The sequence below is a fragment of the Serratia sp. Z4 genome, from assembly GCF_009900725.1.
Taxonomy (GTDB): domain Bacteria; phylum Pseudomonadota; class Gammaproteobacteria; order Enterobacterales; family Enterobacteriaceae; genus Serratia; species Serratia nematodiphila.
In genome coordinates this window covers 237,921-254,036 of sequence record NZ_JAAABD010000005.1, presented here as the reverse complement: position 1 = coordinate 254,036, position 16,116 = coordinate 237,921, and the positions used below count along the sequence as shown (strand labels likewise).

General features: G+C 62.0%; 13 protein-coding genes. 4 read left to right on the top strand and 9 right to left on the bottom strand.

Annotated features, from left to right (window positions below):
• Positions 1–10: 10 nt before the first annotated feature.
• Positions 11–2,074 (bottom strand): alpha-amylase, encoded by a 2,064-nt coding sequence (locus GT753_RS18875; RefSeq protein WP_088381108.1) that lies wholly within the window; start codon positions 2,072–2,074, stop codon positions 11–13.
• Positions 2,075–2,269: 195 nt separating this feature from the next.
• On the opposite strand from GT753_RS18875, the gene GT753_RS25725 reads away from it, so the two are divergent.
• Positions 2,270–2,422 (top strand): hypothetical protein, encoded by a 153-nt coding sequence (locus GT753_RS25725; RefSeq protein ID WP_015376155.1) that lies wholly within the window; start codon positions 2,270–2,272, stop codon positions 2,420–2,422.
• Position 2,423: 1 nt separating this feature from the next.
• Here the strand turns inward: GT753_RS25725 and ghrB are convergent, their stop codons facing one another.
• The 8 genes from ghrB to GT753_RS18835 all read right to left on the bottom strand — a co-directional run bounded on the left by ghrB (position 2,424) and on the right by GT753_RS18835 (position 9,849).
• A complete protein-coding gene (gene ghrB / locus GT753_RS18870) occupies positions 2,424–3,401 on the bottom strand; it encodes a glyoxylate/hydroxypyruvate reductase GhrB (protein ID WP_021504159.1) in 978 nt (325 codons plus the stop codon).
• 73 nt (positions 3,402–3,474) lie between these two features.
• Positions 3,475–4,743, bottom strand: coding sequence for an MFS transporter (locus GT753_RS18865; RefSeq protein WP_049187072.1), 1,269 nt, complete (start codon positions 4,741–4,743; stop codon positions 3,475–3,477).
• A 130-nt stretch (positions 4,744–4,873) separates the two neighbouring features.
• On the bottom strand, positions 4,874–5,839 hold the full coding sequence (locus GT753_RS18860) for a sugar kinase (protein WP_031299775.1): 966 nt from the start codon (positions 5,837–5,839) through the stop codon (positions 4,874–4,876).
• Between the two features lie 7 nt (positions 5,840–5,846).
• Entirely contained in the window at positions 5,847–6,599 is a 753-nt protein-coding gene (locus tag GT753_RS18855; protein ID WP_021504157.1) for a sugar phosphate isomerase/epimerase, read from the bottom strand.
• Between the two features lie 165 nt (positions 6,600–6,764).
• A complete protein-coding gene (locus tag GT753_RS18850) occupies positions 6,765–7,799 on the bottom strand; it encodes a LacI family DNA-binding transcriptional regulator (RefSeq protein ID WP_004933951.1) in 1,035 nt (344 codons plus the stop codon).
• A 124-nt stretch (positions 7,800–7,923) separates the two neighbouring features.
• Complete coding sequence (locus tag GT753_RS18845; RefSeq protein WP_004933954.1) at positions 7,924–8,586, bottom strand: OmpA family lipoprotein; 663 nt, start codon at positions 8,584–8,586, stop codon at positions 7,924–7,926.
• Positions 8,587–8,833: 247 nt separating this feature from the next.
• The gene (locus tag GT753_RS18840) at positions 8,834–9,286 is read right to left on the bottom strand and encodes an N-acetyltransferase (RefSeq protein WP_160125847.1); all 453 of its coding nucleotides are present in this window, start codon (positions 9,284–9,286) and stop codon (positions 8,834–8,836) included.
• Positions 9,283–9,849, bottom strand: a complete 567-nt coding sequence (locus GT753_RS18835; RefSeq protein WP_004933960.1) for a DNA-3-methyladenine glycosylase I — start codon at positions 9,847–9,849, stop codon at positions 9,283–9,285. Before GT753_RS18835 ends, GT753_RS18840 begins: the two co-directional genes overlap by 4 nt.
• A gap of 196 nt (positions 9,850–10,045) precedes the next feature.
• Between GT753_RS18835 and GT753_RS18830 the strand changes: the two genes are divergently transcribed.
• From GT753_RS18830 to glyS, 3 genes are all read left to right on the top strand, one after another.
• Entirely contained in the window at positions 10,046–12,034 is a 1,989-nt protein-coding gene (locus GT753_RS18830; protein WP_015376161.1) for an autotransporter outer membrane beta-barrel domain-containing protein, read from the top strand.
• Positions 12,035–12,800: 766 nt separating this feature from the next.
• The gene (glyQ, locus tag GT753_RS18825; RefSeq protein WP_004933966.1) at positions 12,801–13,718 is read left to right on the top strand and encodes a glycine--tRNA ligase subunit alpha; all 918 of its coding nucleotides are present in this window, start codon (positions 12,801–12,803) and stop codon (positions 13,716–13,718) included.
• 9 nt (positions 13,719–13,727) lie between these two features.
• Positions 13,728–15,797 (top strand): glycine--tRNA ligase subunit beta, encoded by a 2,070-nt coding sequence (glyS, locus tag GT753_RS18820; protein ID WP_004933969.1) that lies wholly within the window; start codon positions 13,728–13,730, stop codon positions 15,795–15,797.
• Positions 15,798–16,116 lie beyond the last annotated feature (319 nt).

Below are 16,116 nucleotides of genomic sequence, written 5' to 3'. Positions count from 1 at the left end.
TTACGCTGGATTATTGTGACCGTTCGCCGGCCCATACCACCATCACCTTATCGTCGCCGAGTCGACGGCTGAAGGCATAGTAGGCGGCATGCGGCTGCGGCGTTTGCACGCCGCCACCGATCGCCGGGTGGCGAGCGCGGAACTGCCCCAACCGTTGCCAGTGGGCCAGCAGCGAGGCTTTTTCCCCCTGCAACTCAGGCCAGTTCATGTCGGAGCGGGTGCCTTGCAGCGGATCGGTACCGGTTGGGCCGAGCGGGCGGCCGCTTTCATCGCCGTAGTAAATCTGCACCGCCCCCGGCGCCAGCAACAGCAGGTTCGCCGCCCGCTGTTGGCGCACCTGCGAGCCTTTGGCGTCGCTGGCGAAGAACAGCCGGGTGTCATGTGAAGAGAGGTAGCTCAACACGTTGAAATCCTGCAGCCGCTCGGCCATCTGCCGGTAGGTGGCATCGATGTCGGCAAAGCAGCCCAGCGCCTGCGACGCCTGGTCCTGGAAATCGAAGTTGATCATCGCGTCGAAGCCGTTTTGGTAATAGTCGCTTTTCATCACCCCGTGGCCCCAGGCCTCGCCGGTCATCCAAAACGGCGCGTCATCCAGCGCCTGCTGTGGATGCTCCGCTTTCCACGCCGCCAATGCCGCCGTGGCGCGCTGCTTCAACAGCGCCAGCGTCGGTTTTTCCACGTGCTTGGCGGTGTCGACGCGAAAACCGTCGATGCCGTAATCGCGCACCCACTGGCTGAGCCAGACGGTCAGGTAATCGCGGGTGGTGGCGCCGGGCATGTCGCGAGCGGCGGTGTCGGGTTTGTGGCGATAGAACAGCGGCAGGCCGCTGGCGCCGGGCGCTTCGGTTTTGATGTCCGGCAGGAAGGCCAGCGACATCGTCAGGTCGTCATAGCCCGGCGCGTCATAGTCGCCGATGTCGGTGCGGATCCAGTTTTTCCCCCACCATGGGCGCCAGCCCGCCTTGTCGCTGAAATTGATGTAGTCGTTGAAGCTGTGCCAGTTTTGCCCTGGCCCGGGGCGCCAGTCGCTCCAGTTTTTCCCCAGGGTTTTCTCCACCTCTGCACCCTGCAGATACAGCGAGCCGAAGTGGAACGTTTGCATATCCGCCAGCGTGGCGTAGCCGACATGGTTCACCACCACGTCGAACAGAATGCGAATGCCGCGCTGATGGGCCTGCTCGACCAGCGTGCGCAGCTCCTGTTCGGTGCCCATGTTGGCGTCGAGGCGCGTCCAGTCCAGCGCGTAATAGCCGTGATAGGCGTAATGCGGGAAATCGCCTTGGGTGCCGCCGCCGACCCAGCCGTGGATCTGCTCCAGCGGTGAGCTGATCCACAAGGCGTTGACGCCGAGCTGCTGCAGATAATCCAGCTTCTGCGTCAGGCCGGCCAGATCGCCGCCGTGAAAGGTGCCTATTTCCTGCAGGCCGTCGCTGCGGCGCCCGTAGCTGTGGTCATTGGCCGGATTGCCGTTCTCAAAGCGATCGGTCAGCACGAAGTAGACCGTGGCGTTATGCCAACTGAACGCCGCCGGTTTCGCCGTGGCGGCGGATTCCAGCAGCAACAGGCCGCCGCTGGCGGCGGCGGGCTGCAGCGTGATTTTCCCCTGGCTCACCTGCGCCGTTTGGCCGGAATAGAAATCGCGCAGCGTTTCGCCTTCGGTGAAGGTGGAGGCGACGTCGACCGTGACCGGCTTGCCGTCCCAGCGCGGGCAGCTGCGCACGGCAACGGCGGCGCTTTCCGGCGCGCTGCTCAGGCTGAGCTGCAGCGTCGGCGTGCCGCTGCGGGTGTCGATGCGCACCTGATAATCGCCGGCGCGGAACTGCCGCCAGCTGGCCGGCGGATGGGCGCCGCAGGGCTGCAGCGACAGCGTTTGGTTAAGCTTCACCGCCTCGGCGGGCTGCCAGCAGTGGTTATCCTGATACAGCCGCAGCGGCAGTTGGCCTTTGGGCAGCGCGGCCTGGCTGGCGAACAGCCCGGCGGCAGTTTCGTCGAAGGCCGGGAAACCCGCCAACGTCCAGCCGGCCAGTGCCGAAGGCGACAGCAGTATCAACAAGGGCAGGGGTAACAGTTTCATGGCTCTCCTTACGCGTGGCAGGAAGCGTTTTTTCCGCTGGGTAGCGCCAGTGTGGCAAACGGCGGAAAAATGGCCTCCTCCCTGCGAGGGTTTTTCGGGGAGGAGGAGAAGGGCGGAGCGTTTTCGGATTGATTCGGCTTGGCTTTGCGCGCGCGCTGCGGCAGATTAAACGATGAACATCAAAGGAGGTTAGCGATGACGGACAAAAACTGGCGAGAAGAGATCGTTCGGGCAATTCAGGATGCCGAATTGCAGCACTTCGCCGAAGAACATCAGCTGCAGGCGCTGTTCGCGCCGCAGCAGGAAGAGCAACACGGCCGGTTATCCGCAGACCACCGGCCGCGCTAAGTTATTTCTGCAACAGCTGCGGATTGACGCAGTTTTCTTTCACCGTGCCGGTCAATGCCGCGATCAAGTTATCCACCGCGCAGGCGGCCATGCCGTAGCGGGTTTCATGGGTGGCGGAGCCGATGTGCGGCAACGCCACCACGTTCGGCATGCTGAGCAGCGGCGAGTCGGCCGGCAGCGGCTCTTTCTCGAACACGTCCAACCCGGCGGCGTGGATCACGCCGTTTTGCAGCGCTTCGATCAACGCCTGCTCATCCACCACCGGCCCGCGGCCGGCGTTGATCAGAATGCCGCTTTTCTTCATTTTCGCCAGCTGATCGCGGCCGATCAGATGGAAAGTTTGTTCGGTCAGCGGCAACGTGATGCAAACGAAATCCGATTCGGCCAGCAGGGTATCCAGATCGCAGCGACGGGCGTTGAAGCGTTGCTCCGCCTCTTCGTGCGTGCGGCGGGCGTTGTACAGCACCGGCATGCCGAAGCCGAAGTGCGCGCGCTGCGCCAGCGCCAGGCCGATGCGCCCCATGCCGAGGATGCCGATGGTTTTGTGGTGCACGTCGACGCCGAACCAGTCCGGCCCGATGCTGCCGCGCCATTCGCCGGCCTTCACCCGCTCCGCCACTTCCACCACCCGGCGCGCGGTCGCCAGCACCAGGCTCATGATGGTGTCGGCGACGGTTTCGGTCAGCACCGTCGGGGTATGCATCAGCAGCACGTTATGGGCGTTGAGCGCCTCGACGTCGAAGTTGTCGTAGCCGACGGAAACGGTCGAGGCCGCGCGCAGTTTGGGCGCCTGCTGCAGGAAAGCTTCGTCAATTTTACCGCCGGAACCGATGATCCCTTCGGCCTGCTGCAGCGCCTGGCGCAGTTCGTCGCGGTTCTCCGGCTGCAGGCCGTTGAAGGCGTGCACGGTGAAGTGCTGTTCCAGACGTTCACGCAGATCGGCGGGCAGGCTTTTGTACAATACGATAGAAGGCTTCATCACGAACTCCAGCTGGGCCAAAGGGGGCATGGCGCCCCCCCGGTTGGGTTAACAGAGAAAAAGTATAACCGGATCAAGCCAATTGTGGCTGGATCTCGTTGCGGGCGGGCTTGACGATCAGCGTCAGCACCACCGCCACCACCAGTGCGATGGCCATAAACATGTAAGAGGCCGCCGGGCTGCCGGTGGCGCCATTCAGATAGCCGACGAACCACGAACCGAAGAACGAACCCAGCGCGCCCATGCTGTTGATCAGCGCCATGGCGCCCCCGGCGACGTTTTTCGGCAGCATTTCCGGAATGATGGCGAAGAACGGCCCATAAGGGGCGTACATCGCGGCGCCGGCGACCACCAGCAGGCCGTAGGAGATCCAGAAGTGGTTGGTGCCGACGGCGTAAGAGCCGAAGAACGCCAGCGCGCCGATCAGCAGCAGCGGCCAGACGAACAGCTTGCGGTTTTGCATTTTGTCCGACGCCCAGGAGACGACGATCATGGCGATGGTTGCCGCCAGGTAAGGCACCGCCGACAGCCAGCCGGCTTCCACCATGCCCATCTGCATGCCGCTGCGCAGGATGGAAGGCAGCCACAGCACGAAGCCGTACACGCCGATGCTCCAGGCGAAGTACTGCACGCACAACAGGATCACGTTGCGTGAGCGGAAGGCTTCGCCGTAGTTGCGCACGGCCTTGATGCCTTTCTGTTCTTCGTCCAACTGCTGTTGCAGCGCCTGTTTCTCATTGGCGCTCAACCAGCCGGCCTGCGCCGGTTTGTCTTTCGCCAGCACCCACCAGCAGAACGCCCAGATAACCGCCGGAATGCCCTCGATGATGAACATTTCGCGCCAGCCGAAGGCGTGGATCAGGTAGCCTGACACCACAGACATCCACAGCACCGTCACCGGGTTGCCGAGGATCAGGAAGGTATTGGCGCGTGACCGCTCCGATTTGGTGAACCAGTTGCTGATGTAGATCAGCATCGCCGGCATCACCGCCGCTTCCACCACGCCGAGGATAAAGCGGATGGCGGCCAACATCGGGATATTGCTCACCACGCCGGTCAGCGAGGCGCAACCGCCCCACAGGATCAGGCACCAGAAGATCAATTTTTTGACGCTGCGGCGTTCGGCGTAGATGGCGCCGGGAATTTGGAAGAAGAAATAACCGAGGAAAAACAGCGCGCCAAGCAGCGAGGCCATGCCCTTGGTGATGCCGAGATCTTCATTGATGCCGGCGGCGGAGGCGAAGCTGAAGTTGGCGCGATCGAGATAGGCCAGGCTGTAGGTGATAAACACGATGGGCATGATGTACCACCAGCGTTTGGCCGCGACAGTCGCTTTGTTCATGTTCAGTATCCTTCAGTGGTGTTGCATCCCCTTCGCCCGGCATGCCAGAAGAAGGGGCAGATGCTCTCCCGACGCGTCCCGGTTGTAGGGCCAGAGGCTGACGTCATGCGGAGAAGTCGTTTTTTTATTGTTATTCGGCCAGCGCCGCGCGGGTCGGCAGGCCTTCGCTGTCGCCGATGGCCTGGATCGCCAGCGAACCGATTTTGTTGCCGCGCTGCACCGCCTGTACCAGCGTTTTGCCTTCCAGCAGGGCGCTGAGGGTGCCGACGGCAAAGCCATCACCCGCCCCCACGGTATCCACCACGTTGTCGACCTTGACTGCGGCCACCGCCGCCTTATCGCCGGCGGCGGTTTTAAACCAGGCGCCGTCCGGGCCGGTTTTGATGATCACCGCCTGCACGCCGCGTTCCAGATAGAAATCGGCGATGCCTTCCGGCGTCGATTGGCCGGTGAGGATCTGCCCCTCTTTCAGCCCCGGCAGCATCCAGTCGGCGGCGAACGCCAGCTGGTTCAGCTGCTCGATCATCACCTCGCGGCTGGGCCACAGCACCGGGCGCAGATTGGGGTCGAACGAAATGGTTTTGCCCATGGCGCGCATCTCGCGCGCCGCATGGTGGCACAGCGCCAGCGATTCGCCGGACAGCGCCGCCGCCACGCCGCTCAGGTGCAGGTGGCGCGCGGAACCGAAATACTCGCGGTTAAAATCGGCAATCGACAGGTGGCTGGCCGCCGAGCCCTTGCGGAAGTACTCCACGCTGGGATCGGTACCATCGGTGGTTTTGGATTTCACCTGAAAACCGGTCGGATAGTGGCCATCGACCGTCACCTGCCGGTAGTTGATGCCTTCTTTTTTCAGCTGCTGCAGGGCGAAGCGGCCGAACGAGTCATTGCCGACGCGGCTGACCCAGCCGACGTTCATGCCCAGACGCGCCAGGCCGATCGCCACGTTCAGTTCGGCGCCGGCGATGCGTTTGGTGAAGGTTTCCACCTCCGCCAGGTCGCCGGTTTGCGCCGCCACGAACATCGCCATGGCTTCGCCCAGCGTGACCACATCCAGGGGCGTCTGCTGCGCCGTCGTTGCCGTTAACGTTGTCATCATGGGGTTACTCCGCACGCAAAATATTGACGTAATGACGGGTGACGGCCTCCAGGTCATCGCCCTGCAACGGGAATTCGATACCGCGCGGCGCATCGTGCGGCAGGCGGGCCAGCAGATCGCGCCAGCTGCCGTCGGTATCGTCCAGCGCGACGGCGCGCCAGCCGCGCGGGCCTTGGGTGGCGGCTTTGACGTGCACGTAACCGACGTGGCGGGCCAGGCGCTCGGCGGCGGCGAAGGCGTCTTGCCCCACCCACAGCCAGTTGGCCATATCGAAGGTCATGCTGACCGGCAGATGGCTATCTTCCGCGGCGTGGAAAAAGGCGTTCAGCATCGACAAAATGCCGCAGTCCGGCGTTTGGTCGTTCTCGACCACCAGCTTGACCGGGTGTTGCTCCAGCGCCACTTTCAGCTCGGTAAAATCGAAGCCGGGGCGGAAATGACCGAGGGACAGCTTCAGCTGGCGCGCGTTCAGCGCCTGCGCTTCCGCCAGCAGCGCCGGCAGGTTGGGGTTCAGCGTATGTTGCGGGGTGAACAGCGCCTCAGGGGCGGAGTAGACGGCGAACAGCTGCTGGCGATCGATCTCTTGCGCCAGCGCCGGCAGGCTGTCCAGCTCGCCGGCGGCGAACAGTTCGCGGCGGATCTCCACCCCGTCGGCGCCAGCGCCGGCGATGAGGGGCAACAGCGCGCGCTGGCCGCCGTGTTGTTTGACGGTATCGGTGCCGTAGGCGCCGGTGACCACGATGATTTCTGTTTTCATTTTGACTCCTGAGGCGGCATTGTCGCCGCCGCTGCTGTTACCGGTACGTTAAATGGAACCGGTTCCAGCGAAAAGCGGCAGAGTGTAAAAATATGATCGCAATCACGAAGCTGAGCAAAAAACAGCCGGTGAGGGCGGGGCGGTTAACGCCCCGGAAAAGGCGGGTTAGCGGGTGGTGGAGCCGCGGACGATCAGCTCGCCGGAGAACATCTGCTCGCCGCTGGGGGCGGCCAGGCCCTGAATGCGCTGCACCAGCCGCTCCAGCGCCGCGTGCCCCATTTGGTAGGTGGGCTGTTTCAGCGTGGTGATGCCGACGCCCGCCAGTTCCGCCCACTCCAGTTCGTCAAAGCCCAGCAGGCCGATGTCGTTGCCCCACTGGATGCCGAGCCGACGCATGGCGCGCGCCACCTGCAGCGTCAGGGCGCCGTTGGCGGAGATCACCGCCTTGCGCATGCCGCGGTGGCGGCCGCTGAAATCGCTCAGCACCTGCTCCAGCTTCTGCCGATCGTTGAGCGGCGTTTCGGCCTGCTCCGCCAACAGCGCGGGGTGCTGCGCCATGGTATGCCTGAAGGCGTGCAGGCGTTCCAGGCGGGTATTGACCGTACCGAGCGGCTCGCTGAGGAACAGGATCGCTTCGAAACCTTGTTGCAACAGGTGTTCGGTGGCGACGGTGGCCGCTTCGCGGTTGTTCAGGCCCACCACGTCGCAGGCGAAATCGGGGATTTTGCGGTCGATCAACACCATCGGCAGCATCGACTGTTGCAGCGTGGATAACGCTTCCTCGCGCATGCCGACCGCGTTGACCACGATACCTTCCACCCGGTAACTGCTGAGCAACTGCAGGTAGTGCTGTTCCTGATTGACTTCGTTGTTGGTATTACACACCAGCAGGGTAAAGCCGTGCTGGCGGCAGGCGGCCTCGATGCCGCGCATCACGTCCACCGAGTAGGGATTGGTGATATCGGCGAGGATCAGGCCGATCAGGCGGGTCTGGCCGCCCTTCAGGCTGCGCGCCATCTGGCTTGGCCGGTAGTCGAGCTGCTGGATCGCCTGTTCGATGCGCTGTTTGAGATCGTCGGAAAGCAGGTGTTGTTCACCATTCAGATAGCGCGACACGCTGGTCTTGCCGGTTTTGGCGATGCTGGCCACATCGCTGATGGTGGCGCGTCCCGATGCGCGCGTTGCCTTGACAGTGCTCACAGCCGATCCCTCCTGCGGTTAATTGCCAAGGAGACTACCATACCCGATGTGCGGGCGGGAATGTTGAAGGGTAAGGAGAAAATCGCAGGGAGGCGGCGGGGCGCAGGTGGCGCCCCGCACGGGATTACTGCAGCGGGCTGAGCGTGATCTCGACGCGGCGGTTTTGCGCCTTGCCTTCCGCGGTGCTGTTGGAGGCGATCGGGTTGTCCGGGCCGGCGCCGGTGGTGCGGATACGGTTCGCCGCCACGCCCTGGGTGATCAGCGCGCTGGCTACGCCGTCGGCGCGCTGCTGCGACAGGTTCATGTTGAGCGAACGGGAACCGGTGCTGTCGGTGTAGCCGACCACGTTGACCGCGGTTTTCGGATACTCTTTCAGCACCATGGCGACGCCGGTCAGGGTGTTGGCGCCCGCCGGTTTCAGCGTGGCGCTGCTGCTGTCGAAGGTCACGTTGTTCGGCATGTTCAGCACGATGTTGTCGCCCTGACGGGTGACGCTGACGCCGGTGCCTTTCATCTTGTCGCGCAGTTTGGCTTCCTGCACGTCCATGTAATAGCCTACGCCGCCGCCGAGGGCTGCACCGGCCGCTGCGCCGATCAGCGCACCCTTGCCGCGATCTTTCTTGGAAGAGGACAGCACGCCGACGCCGGCGCCCAGTGCGGCGCCGAGGCCTGCGCCGATGCCGGATTTGCCGGCTTCGGATTCACCGGTGTAAGGGTTGGTGGTACAGGCCGACAGCGCGAGCGTAAGGCTCACGGCGCCGGCAATAATTGCAATGCGTTTTTTCATGTTCTTGTCCTTAATGGCATCAGAATCTGTACGCGCCGGCCCAAAACGGGGACGCAAAAAAGTGGGTGACGCAGGGAGCCCGCATCGCCGCGCTACCTATGACGCGCGCTTTCGCCGGCAGTTCCGGAGAAAAACGTGACAAATGATGAGCGCGGGTAAGTGCTGGGGGAGTTATGCGGCAAAACGCCGGGCGGCGCCATGCAGCGGATTCCTAATTGTGCGCATCCGGGGTGCGGATGCGCCTTTTTTAAGCGTAACCGGTTGAGTTTTCGACTGCCGGCCAGTTCATGATCAGCGTATAGGCCTGGGTTTCATCATTGAACAGGCGCTGCGTTATCTGAAAGCCGTGCTTGTGGTAGAACGCGCAGGCGCGCAGGTTCTGTTGGTACACCTCCAGACTGAGTCGGCGGTAGCGCTGTTGCACGTGCGTCATCAGCGCCTGGGCGACGCCGCGGCCGTGAAACGCCCGATCGACAAACAGCGCGCCGATGAACAGCTCGTCCAGCACGCTGATAAAGCCGACGATCTCGCCTTCGTGCCAGCAGGCCCAGCTTTGCGCGCGCGGCAGATAGTTTTCCCGCACCAGCGCGGCGCTCTCACGCCAGTATTTTTCCGCCACGAACGGATGGGCGGCGATGGTACTGGGCAGCCACAGCGCCATCAGCCGTTCGATATCCTCCGGGCCACAGGGGCGGATCACCGTGGCTTTGGGTAACACATGCACCCCGTGAGATGATCGTTCACCAGCCCGCTGGCCTGCATGAAGGCGTAACAGATGGTGGAGCCGATAAACTTGAAGCCGCGCTTTTTCAGCGCCTTGGACATGGCGTCGGACTGCTCGGTTTTGGCCGGCACCTGGTTCAGCGCTTGCCAGCGGTTGAGCTGCGGCCGGCCGCCGACGAAGTCCCAAATGAAGGTAACGAAATTCTCTCCGGCCGCCTCCATCGCCAGATAGGCCTTGGCGTTGGTGATGATGGCTTCTATCTTGCCGCGATGGCGGATGATGCCGCTGTCCTGCAGCAGGTTTTCCACGTCTTGTTCGGTCATGGCGGCAACCCGCTGCGGATCGAAACCGTGGAAAGCGCGGCGGTAGTTCTCGCGCTTTTTCAGGACGGTGATCCAGGAAAGGCCGGCTTGCTGCCCCTCGAGGCACAACATTTCAAACAGCTCGCGCGCGTCGGTGGTGGGCGCGCCCCATTCCTTGTCGTGATATTCGAGATACAACGGATCGGCCGTCACCCAACCGCAACGTTCGTCTGCCATCCTGAATGTCCTTATGCTGTGTTTATGAACAGTAATCATCGCTCGAAGCGCCGAACTTGGCAAGTCTCTGATTGTTTTGTCATCAGCCCGCTTGACGTGACGAAAAAGCCGACAATAGTTACTACATGGCCGGTGGAAAACTGACCAACGATAAAAACGACATGGCCTTCATTTGCAGGCTCTCAGGAGTCGATTCATGCCTCTAAAAATAACGTGCATGCCCCGCCCGGCGGCGCTTGCAGTGGCGTTACTTTGCAGTGTGACCCTTCCGGCTCAGGCGTACGATCAACTCTACGTCTTTGGCGACAGCCTGAGCGATACCGGCAACAACGGCCGGTTCACCTATGACGGCAGCCAGCACCTGCTGTACGACGAAGCGTTGGCGCAACGCATCGGGGCGGCGCTGGTGGCTTCGGACAACGGCGGTGAGAACTACGCCGCCGGCGGCGCCGTGGCGGTGCCGGGCCTGAACCCGGCCGACAACACCCAGGAGCAGGTGCAGCGCTATCTGAACCGGGTCAATGGCCAGGCCGACGGCGACGGTTTGTATATTCATTGGATCGGCGGCAACGATCTGGCGGCGGCGGCGCTGAATGCCGCTACCGCGCCCGGCGTGGCCTATAACAGCGCCGCCGCGGCGGCCGCGCAGGTGCATTCGCTGCTGAACGCCGGTGCCGGCACGGTGATCGTGCCGACGGTGCCGAACATCGGCTCCACGCCGCAGCTGATGGAATTGATCATTCAACAGGCGCTGTCTCCGGTGCAGGGGGCGGCGATCCAGGCGGCCTATGCCACGCTTAATTCGGTGGCGACGCCGGACAACGCTTCACGCACGCAGGCGATCCACGCAGCGTTGGCCGCTGCGGCGAAACAGGGCAGCGCCATTCCTCAGGTGCAGCAGGCGATCGCCGCGCAGCTTATCGCGGCGTATGACGGCCTGAGCGCGCAGGCCGCTCAGCTGACCGATTTCTATAATCAAAGCGAAGACCGTTTGCTGGCGCAGGGGAGCGGCAATATCGTGCGGGTGGACGTCAACAAGCTGTTCGCCGAAGCGATCGCCAATCCGGCGCAGTTCGGCTTCGCCAACACCGCCGGCATGGCTTGCCCGCCGGGCGTTTCCTCGGCGGTTTGCCGTTCCGACATGCCCGGCTTCGACGCCGGCCAGTCCTATCTGTTCTCCGACCATTTCCACCCCAGCCCACAGGCGCATCTGCTGATTGCGGATTATATCCAGGCGGTGTTGGATGGCCCGGCGCAGGTGGTGGCGCTGAATCAGGCGACGGCGGCGATGGCGCGTGACAGCCGCGCCACGCTCGACAGCCGCTTCCAGCAGCTGCGCAACGGCGACAACCCGCAGGGTTCGCTGGGCGTGTTCGGCGGTTACGCCGGCCAGCACTACGACTATGCCGATAACCGGGCCGCGGGGGACGGCAACGCTACCACCCACAACCTGACCGTCGGCGTGGACTATCAGCTGACCGACAGCTGGTTGATCGGTGCGTTGATCGCCGGTTCCAACGACGATCAGCATCCTTCCAGCCGCTTTGATTACAAGGCGCGCGGGCTGCTGCTCTCGGCTTTCAGTTCACTGGCGATATTCGAGCACGGTTGGGTCAACGCCGATCTGCACTATGCGACGATGGATTATGACGACATCCGCCGCAGCATGCGGCTGGGGCCGCTGACGCGCACCGAAACCGGTTCGACCACCGGCAGGCAGTGGGGGGCGCGCGTGACCGCCGGCTATGACTTCCCGATCGCTTCTTACCTGACCACCGGGCCGGTGGCGCAGTTCGCCTGGGATTACAGCCGCGTTTCCGGTTACAGCGAAGACGGCGATGACAGCACCGCCATGCGCTTCAACGATCAAACCTACCACTCGCAGATCGGTGCGTTGGGTTGGCGGCTGGATACGCAATTCGGCGTGTTTAACCCTTATGCGGAAGTGAGTTATCAGCATCAGTTCGGCGACGACGTCTACCGCGCCGGCGGCGGCCTGAAATCGACGCAAACCTCATTTACTCGCGACAGTGCGGGTCAGGACAAAAACTGGGTGGATGTCACGCTCGGGGCCAACATGCCGTTGACGGACAGGGTGTCGGCCTTCGCCACCGTCTCGCAAACCGGCGGCCTGAGCAGCGGCGAGCAGTTTATGTATAACGTCGGCGTCAGCGCGCGTTTTTGAATGGGGTGCCTGCAGAGCGCGTTTGCCAAAGGCGTGCTAAATGGCATTGCGTAAGCGATACGTTCTTATAAGGGAAGCTAATTAAGAGGAAGAGGACGGGAATTAATTATGCGGGCCGCCATAATGCTGACGGAAATACAAAAAAAAACTGATCCTATGAAAGGATCAGGTAGCCACTTGGCCAACACCAGGGAAAATTTTAATTATTATTGTATAACCAAAGATTAACTGTCAATGGGTTTATGTGGCTCATTGTTGGCGTATTACATATCCGCTTGTTTCTCCTCGAGTCGCTGCAGCGGCCCATCGCGTGATCTCTCCTTATTTTTCACGATATAAGAAATAATTTGGCGGTTAGTCACATTATCTGCCGGTGAGGCGAGTTTTTTAGTTGATAAAATTAACAAAAATAACATTGGCGTAACTTTGCCCTGTGGCAAATATAAGCATGTGTGCATTTCAATCTGCGTAAATAGGGTTGGTGAGAACAGGAGCTGCGGGCGAATAAGTGACGATTTAAGCAACGATTAGTCTCGTTTTTTGTTAAGTTATTCTAATGTTTTTGGCGGGTCATATTTTCGCCCCGTTCGTCGCCGGTGAAATTAGCCGGCTAACCGGCGCCCTGTCCTGCGCGCGCCGCGCGCGAAAATCCAGCGTTTCTCGCCCCGATTCGCACTTGTTGCCGGATTCTGGCTGTATATCTTACGGTCAACGGGTATACTGGCTCATTCCATCTAAATCCACTTGTATCGCGTGCGAATTCAACATGCAAAAGTTTGATACCAAGACCTTCCAGGGCCTGATCCTGACACTGCAGGATTATTGGGCGCGCCAGGGCTGCACCATCGTTCAACCATTGGACATGGAAGTCGGCGCGGGAACCTCACACCCGATGACGTGCCTGCGCGCACTGGGGCCGGAGCCGATGGCCGCCGCCTATGTGCAGCCATCTCGCCGCCCGACCGACGGCCGCTACGGCGAAAACCCGAACCGTCTGCAGCACTACTACCAGTTCCAGGTGGTGATTAAGCCATCGCCGGACAACATTCAGGAACTCTACCTGGGCTCGTTGAAAGAGCTGGGTCTGGATCCGACCATCCATGACATTCGCTTCGTGGAAGACAACTGGGAAAACCCGACGCTCGGCGCCTGGGGCCTGGGTTGGGAAGTGTGGCTGAACGGCATGGAAGTGACGCAGTTCACTTACTTCCAGCAGGTCGGCGGCCTGGAGTGCAAGCCGGTGACCGGCGAGATCACCTACGGTCTGGAGCGTCTGGCGATGTACATCCAGGGCGTGGACAGCGTGTACGATCTGGTGTGGAGCAACGGCCCGCTGGGCGTCACCACCTACGGCGACGTGTTCCATCAGAATGAAGTGGAGCAGTCCACCTACAACTTCGAATACGCCGACGTCGACTTCCTGTTCTCCTGCTTCGAGCAGTACGAGAAAGAAGCCCAATCGCTGCTGGCGCTGGAAAAACCGCTGCCGCTGCCGGCCTACGAACGCATCCTGAAGGCGGGCCATACCTTCAACCTGCTGGATGCGCGCAAGGCGATTTCGGTGACCGAGCGCCAACGCTACATTCTGCGTATCCGCACGCTGACCAAAGCCGTTGCCGAAGCCTACTACGCTTCCCGCGAAGCGCTGGGCTTCCCGATGTGCAACAAGAAGAACGAGAACTAAGAGGCAGCCATGACTCAACAGACTTTCCTGGTGGAAATCGGCACGGAAGAGCTGCCGCCGAAGGCTCTTCGTTCCCTGGCGGAATCTTTCGCCGCCAACTTCACCGCCGAGCTGGACAACGCCGGCCTGGAACACGGTGAAGTGAGCTGGTTCGCCGCACCGCGCCGCCTGGCGCTGAAAGTGGCTAACCTGAGCGCGGCGCAGGCCGATCGCGAAATTGAAAAACGCGGCCCGGCGATCGCCCAGGCGTTCGACGCCGAAGGCAAACCGAGCAAAGCGGCCGAAGGCTGGGCGCGCGGCTGCGGCATCACCGTCGATCAGGCTGAACGCCTGGTGACTGACAAGGGCGAGTGGTTGATGTACCGCGCCCACGTCAAAGGCCAGTCGGCGCAACAACTGCTGGCCGGCATGGTCAGCACCGCGCTGGCTAAATTGCCGATCCCGAAACTGATGCGTTGGGGCGACTCCGACGTGCAGTTCGTGCGTCCGGTGCACACCGTTACGATGCTGCTGGGCGCCGATCTGATCCCGGGCACCGTGCTGGGCATCGAATCCGCGCGCACCGTGCGTGGCCACCGCTTCATGGGCGAAGCCGAGTTTACCCTCGACAACGCCGACCAATACCCGCAGATCCTGCTGGAGCGCGGCAAAGTGGTCGCCGACTACGAAGCGCGTAAAGCGCTCATCAAGCGCGACGCCGAGCTGGCGGCGCAGAAGATTGGCGGCAAGGCCGATCTGAGCGACAGCCTGCTGGAAGAAGTGGCCTCGCTGGTGGAATGGCCGGTGGTGCTGACCGCCAAATTCGAAGAGAAATTCCTGGCGGTGCCGGCGGAAGCGCTGGTGTACACCATGAAGGGCGATCAGAAGTATTTCCCGGTGTACGACGCCGCGGGCAAACTGCTGCCGAACTTTATCTTCGTGGCCAACATCGAGTCGAAGGACCCGCAGCAGATCATCTCCGGTAACGAGAAGGTGGTGCGTCCGCGCCTGGCTGACGCCGAGTTCTTCTTCAACACCGATCGCAAGAAACGTCTGGAAGACAATCTGCCGCGCCTGGAAACCGTGCTGTTCCAACAGCAGCTGGGCACCCTGCGCGACAAAACCGATCGCATTCAGGCGCTGGCGGGCTGGGTTGCCGGCCAGATCGGCGCCGACGTCAACCACGCCACCCGCGCGGGCCTGCTGTCGAAGTGCGACCTGATGACCAACATGGTGTTTGAATTCACCGACACCCAGGGCGTGATGGGCATGCACTACGCGCGCCACGACGGTGAGGCGGAAGACGTCGCCGTTGCGCTGAACGAGCAGTATCAGCCGCGCTACGCCGGCGATGCGCTGCCGCAGTCACTGGTGGCCTGTTCCCTGGCGATCGCCGACAAGATGGACACCCTGGCCGGCATTTTCGGCATCGGGCAGCATCCGAAAGGCGATAAAGACCCGTTCGCGCTGCGCCGCGCCGCGCTGGGCGTGCTGCGCATCATCGTCGAGAAAAACCTGCCGCTGGATCTGCAGACCCTGACCGAAGAGGCCGTGCGCTTGTACGGCAGCAAGCTGACCAACGCCAAAGTGGTCGATGAGGTGGTGGAATTCATGCTGGGCCGCTTCCGCGCCTGGTATCAGGAAGAAGGCCACGCGGTCGATACCATTCAGGCGGTGCTGGCGCGCCGTCCGACCAAGCCGGCCGACTTTGACGCGCGCGTCAAGGCGGTATCCCACTTCCGCACGCTGGACGAAGCGGCGGCGTTGGCTGCGGCCAACAAACGCGTCTCCAATATCCTGGCCAAATCTACCGAAACGCTGAACGACAGCGTGCGCGCCTCGGTGCTGAAGGACGCGGCGGAGATCCAGTTGGCGACCCACCTGGTGGTGCTGCGCGACAAGCTGCAGCCGTACTTCGCGGCGGGCAATTACCAGGAAGCGCTGGTGGAACTGGCTGCGCTGCGTGAACCGGTGGATGCGTTCTTCGACAACGTGATGGTAATGGCGGACGATGCGGAAGTGCGCGTGAATCGTCTGACGCTGCTGAGCAAACTGCGTGAACTGTTCCTGCAGGTGGCGGATATCTCCGTACTGCAGTAAACGGCTCTGTGCTGTGAAAAGGCGCCTGCGGGCGCCTTTTTTATTTCCGTTTCCTGGGTGCGAAGGCAAGGTCGCCTGGCGACTTGGGGGGCGACTTGGGGGGCGACTTGGGGGGCGACTTGGGGGGCGACTTGGGGGGCGACTTGGGGGGCGACTTGGGGAAATTGAAGCATCCGGTCGCCGACGGCAATGAACCTCAGTGCGTTTTGCGCACGATGTTCAACCGCCTCCGGCCGAGACAATGTTCACCGCAAACGGAATCGCGTATCGGAACGCCGCCAGTTGATCTATTCTTATAGGCGCACGGAGTGCGGAAAAA

Coding starts and splice junctions, on each gene's coding strand:
- GT753_RS18865 (WP_049187072.1), bottom strand. CDS start 4,743: ATGAACAAAGCGACTGTCGCGGCCAAACGCTGGTGGTACATCATGCCC.
- GT753_RS25725 (WP_015376155.1), top strand. CDS start 2,270: ATGACGGACAAAAACTGGCGAGAAGAGATCGTTCGGGCAATTCAGGAT.
- GT753_RS18830 (WP_015376161.1), top strand. CDS start 10,046: ATGCCTCTAAAAATAACGTGCATGCCCCGCCCGGCGGCGCTTGCAGTG.
- GT753_RS18855 (WP_021504157.1), bottom strand. CDS start 6,599: ATGAAAACAGAAATCATCGTGGTCACCGGCGCCTACGGCACCGATACC.
- GT753_RS18875 (WP_088381108.1), bottom strand. CDS start 2,074: ATGAAACTGTTACCCCTGCCCTTGTTGATACTGCTGTCGCCTTCGGCA.
- GT753_RS18860 (WP_031299775.1), bottom strand. CDS start 5,839: ATGACAACGTTAACGGCAACGACGGCGCAGCAGACGCCCCTGGATGTG.
- ghrB (WP_021504159.1), bottom strand. CDS start 3,401: ATGAAGCCTTCTATCGTATTGTACAAAAGCCTGCCCGCCGATCTGCGT.
- GT753_RS18835 (WP_004933960.1), bottom strand. CDS start 9,849: ATGGCAGACGAACGTTGCGGTTGGGTGACGGCCGATCCGTTGTATCTC.
- glyS (WP_004933969.1), top strand. CDS start 13,728: ATGACTCAACAGACTTTCCTGGTGGAAATCGGCACGGAAGAGCTGCCG.
- glyQ (WP_004933966.1), top strand. CDS start 12,801: ATGCAAAAGTTTGATACCAAGACCTTCCAGGGCCTGATCCTGACACTG.
- GT753_RS18845 (WP_004933954.1), bottom strand. CDS start 8,586: ATGAAAAAACGCATTGCAATTATTGCCGGCGCCGTGAGCCTTACGCTC.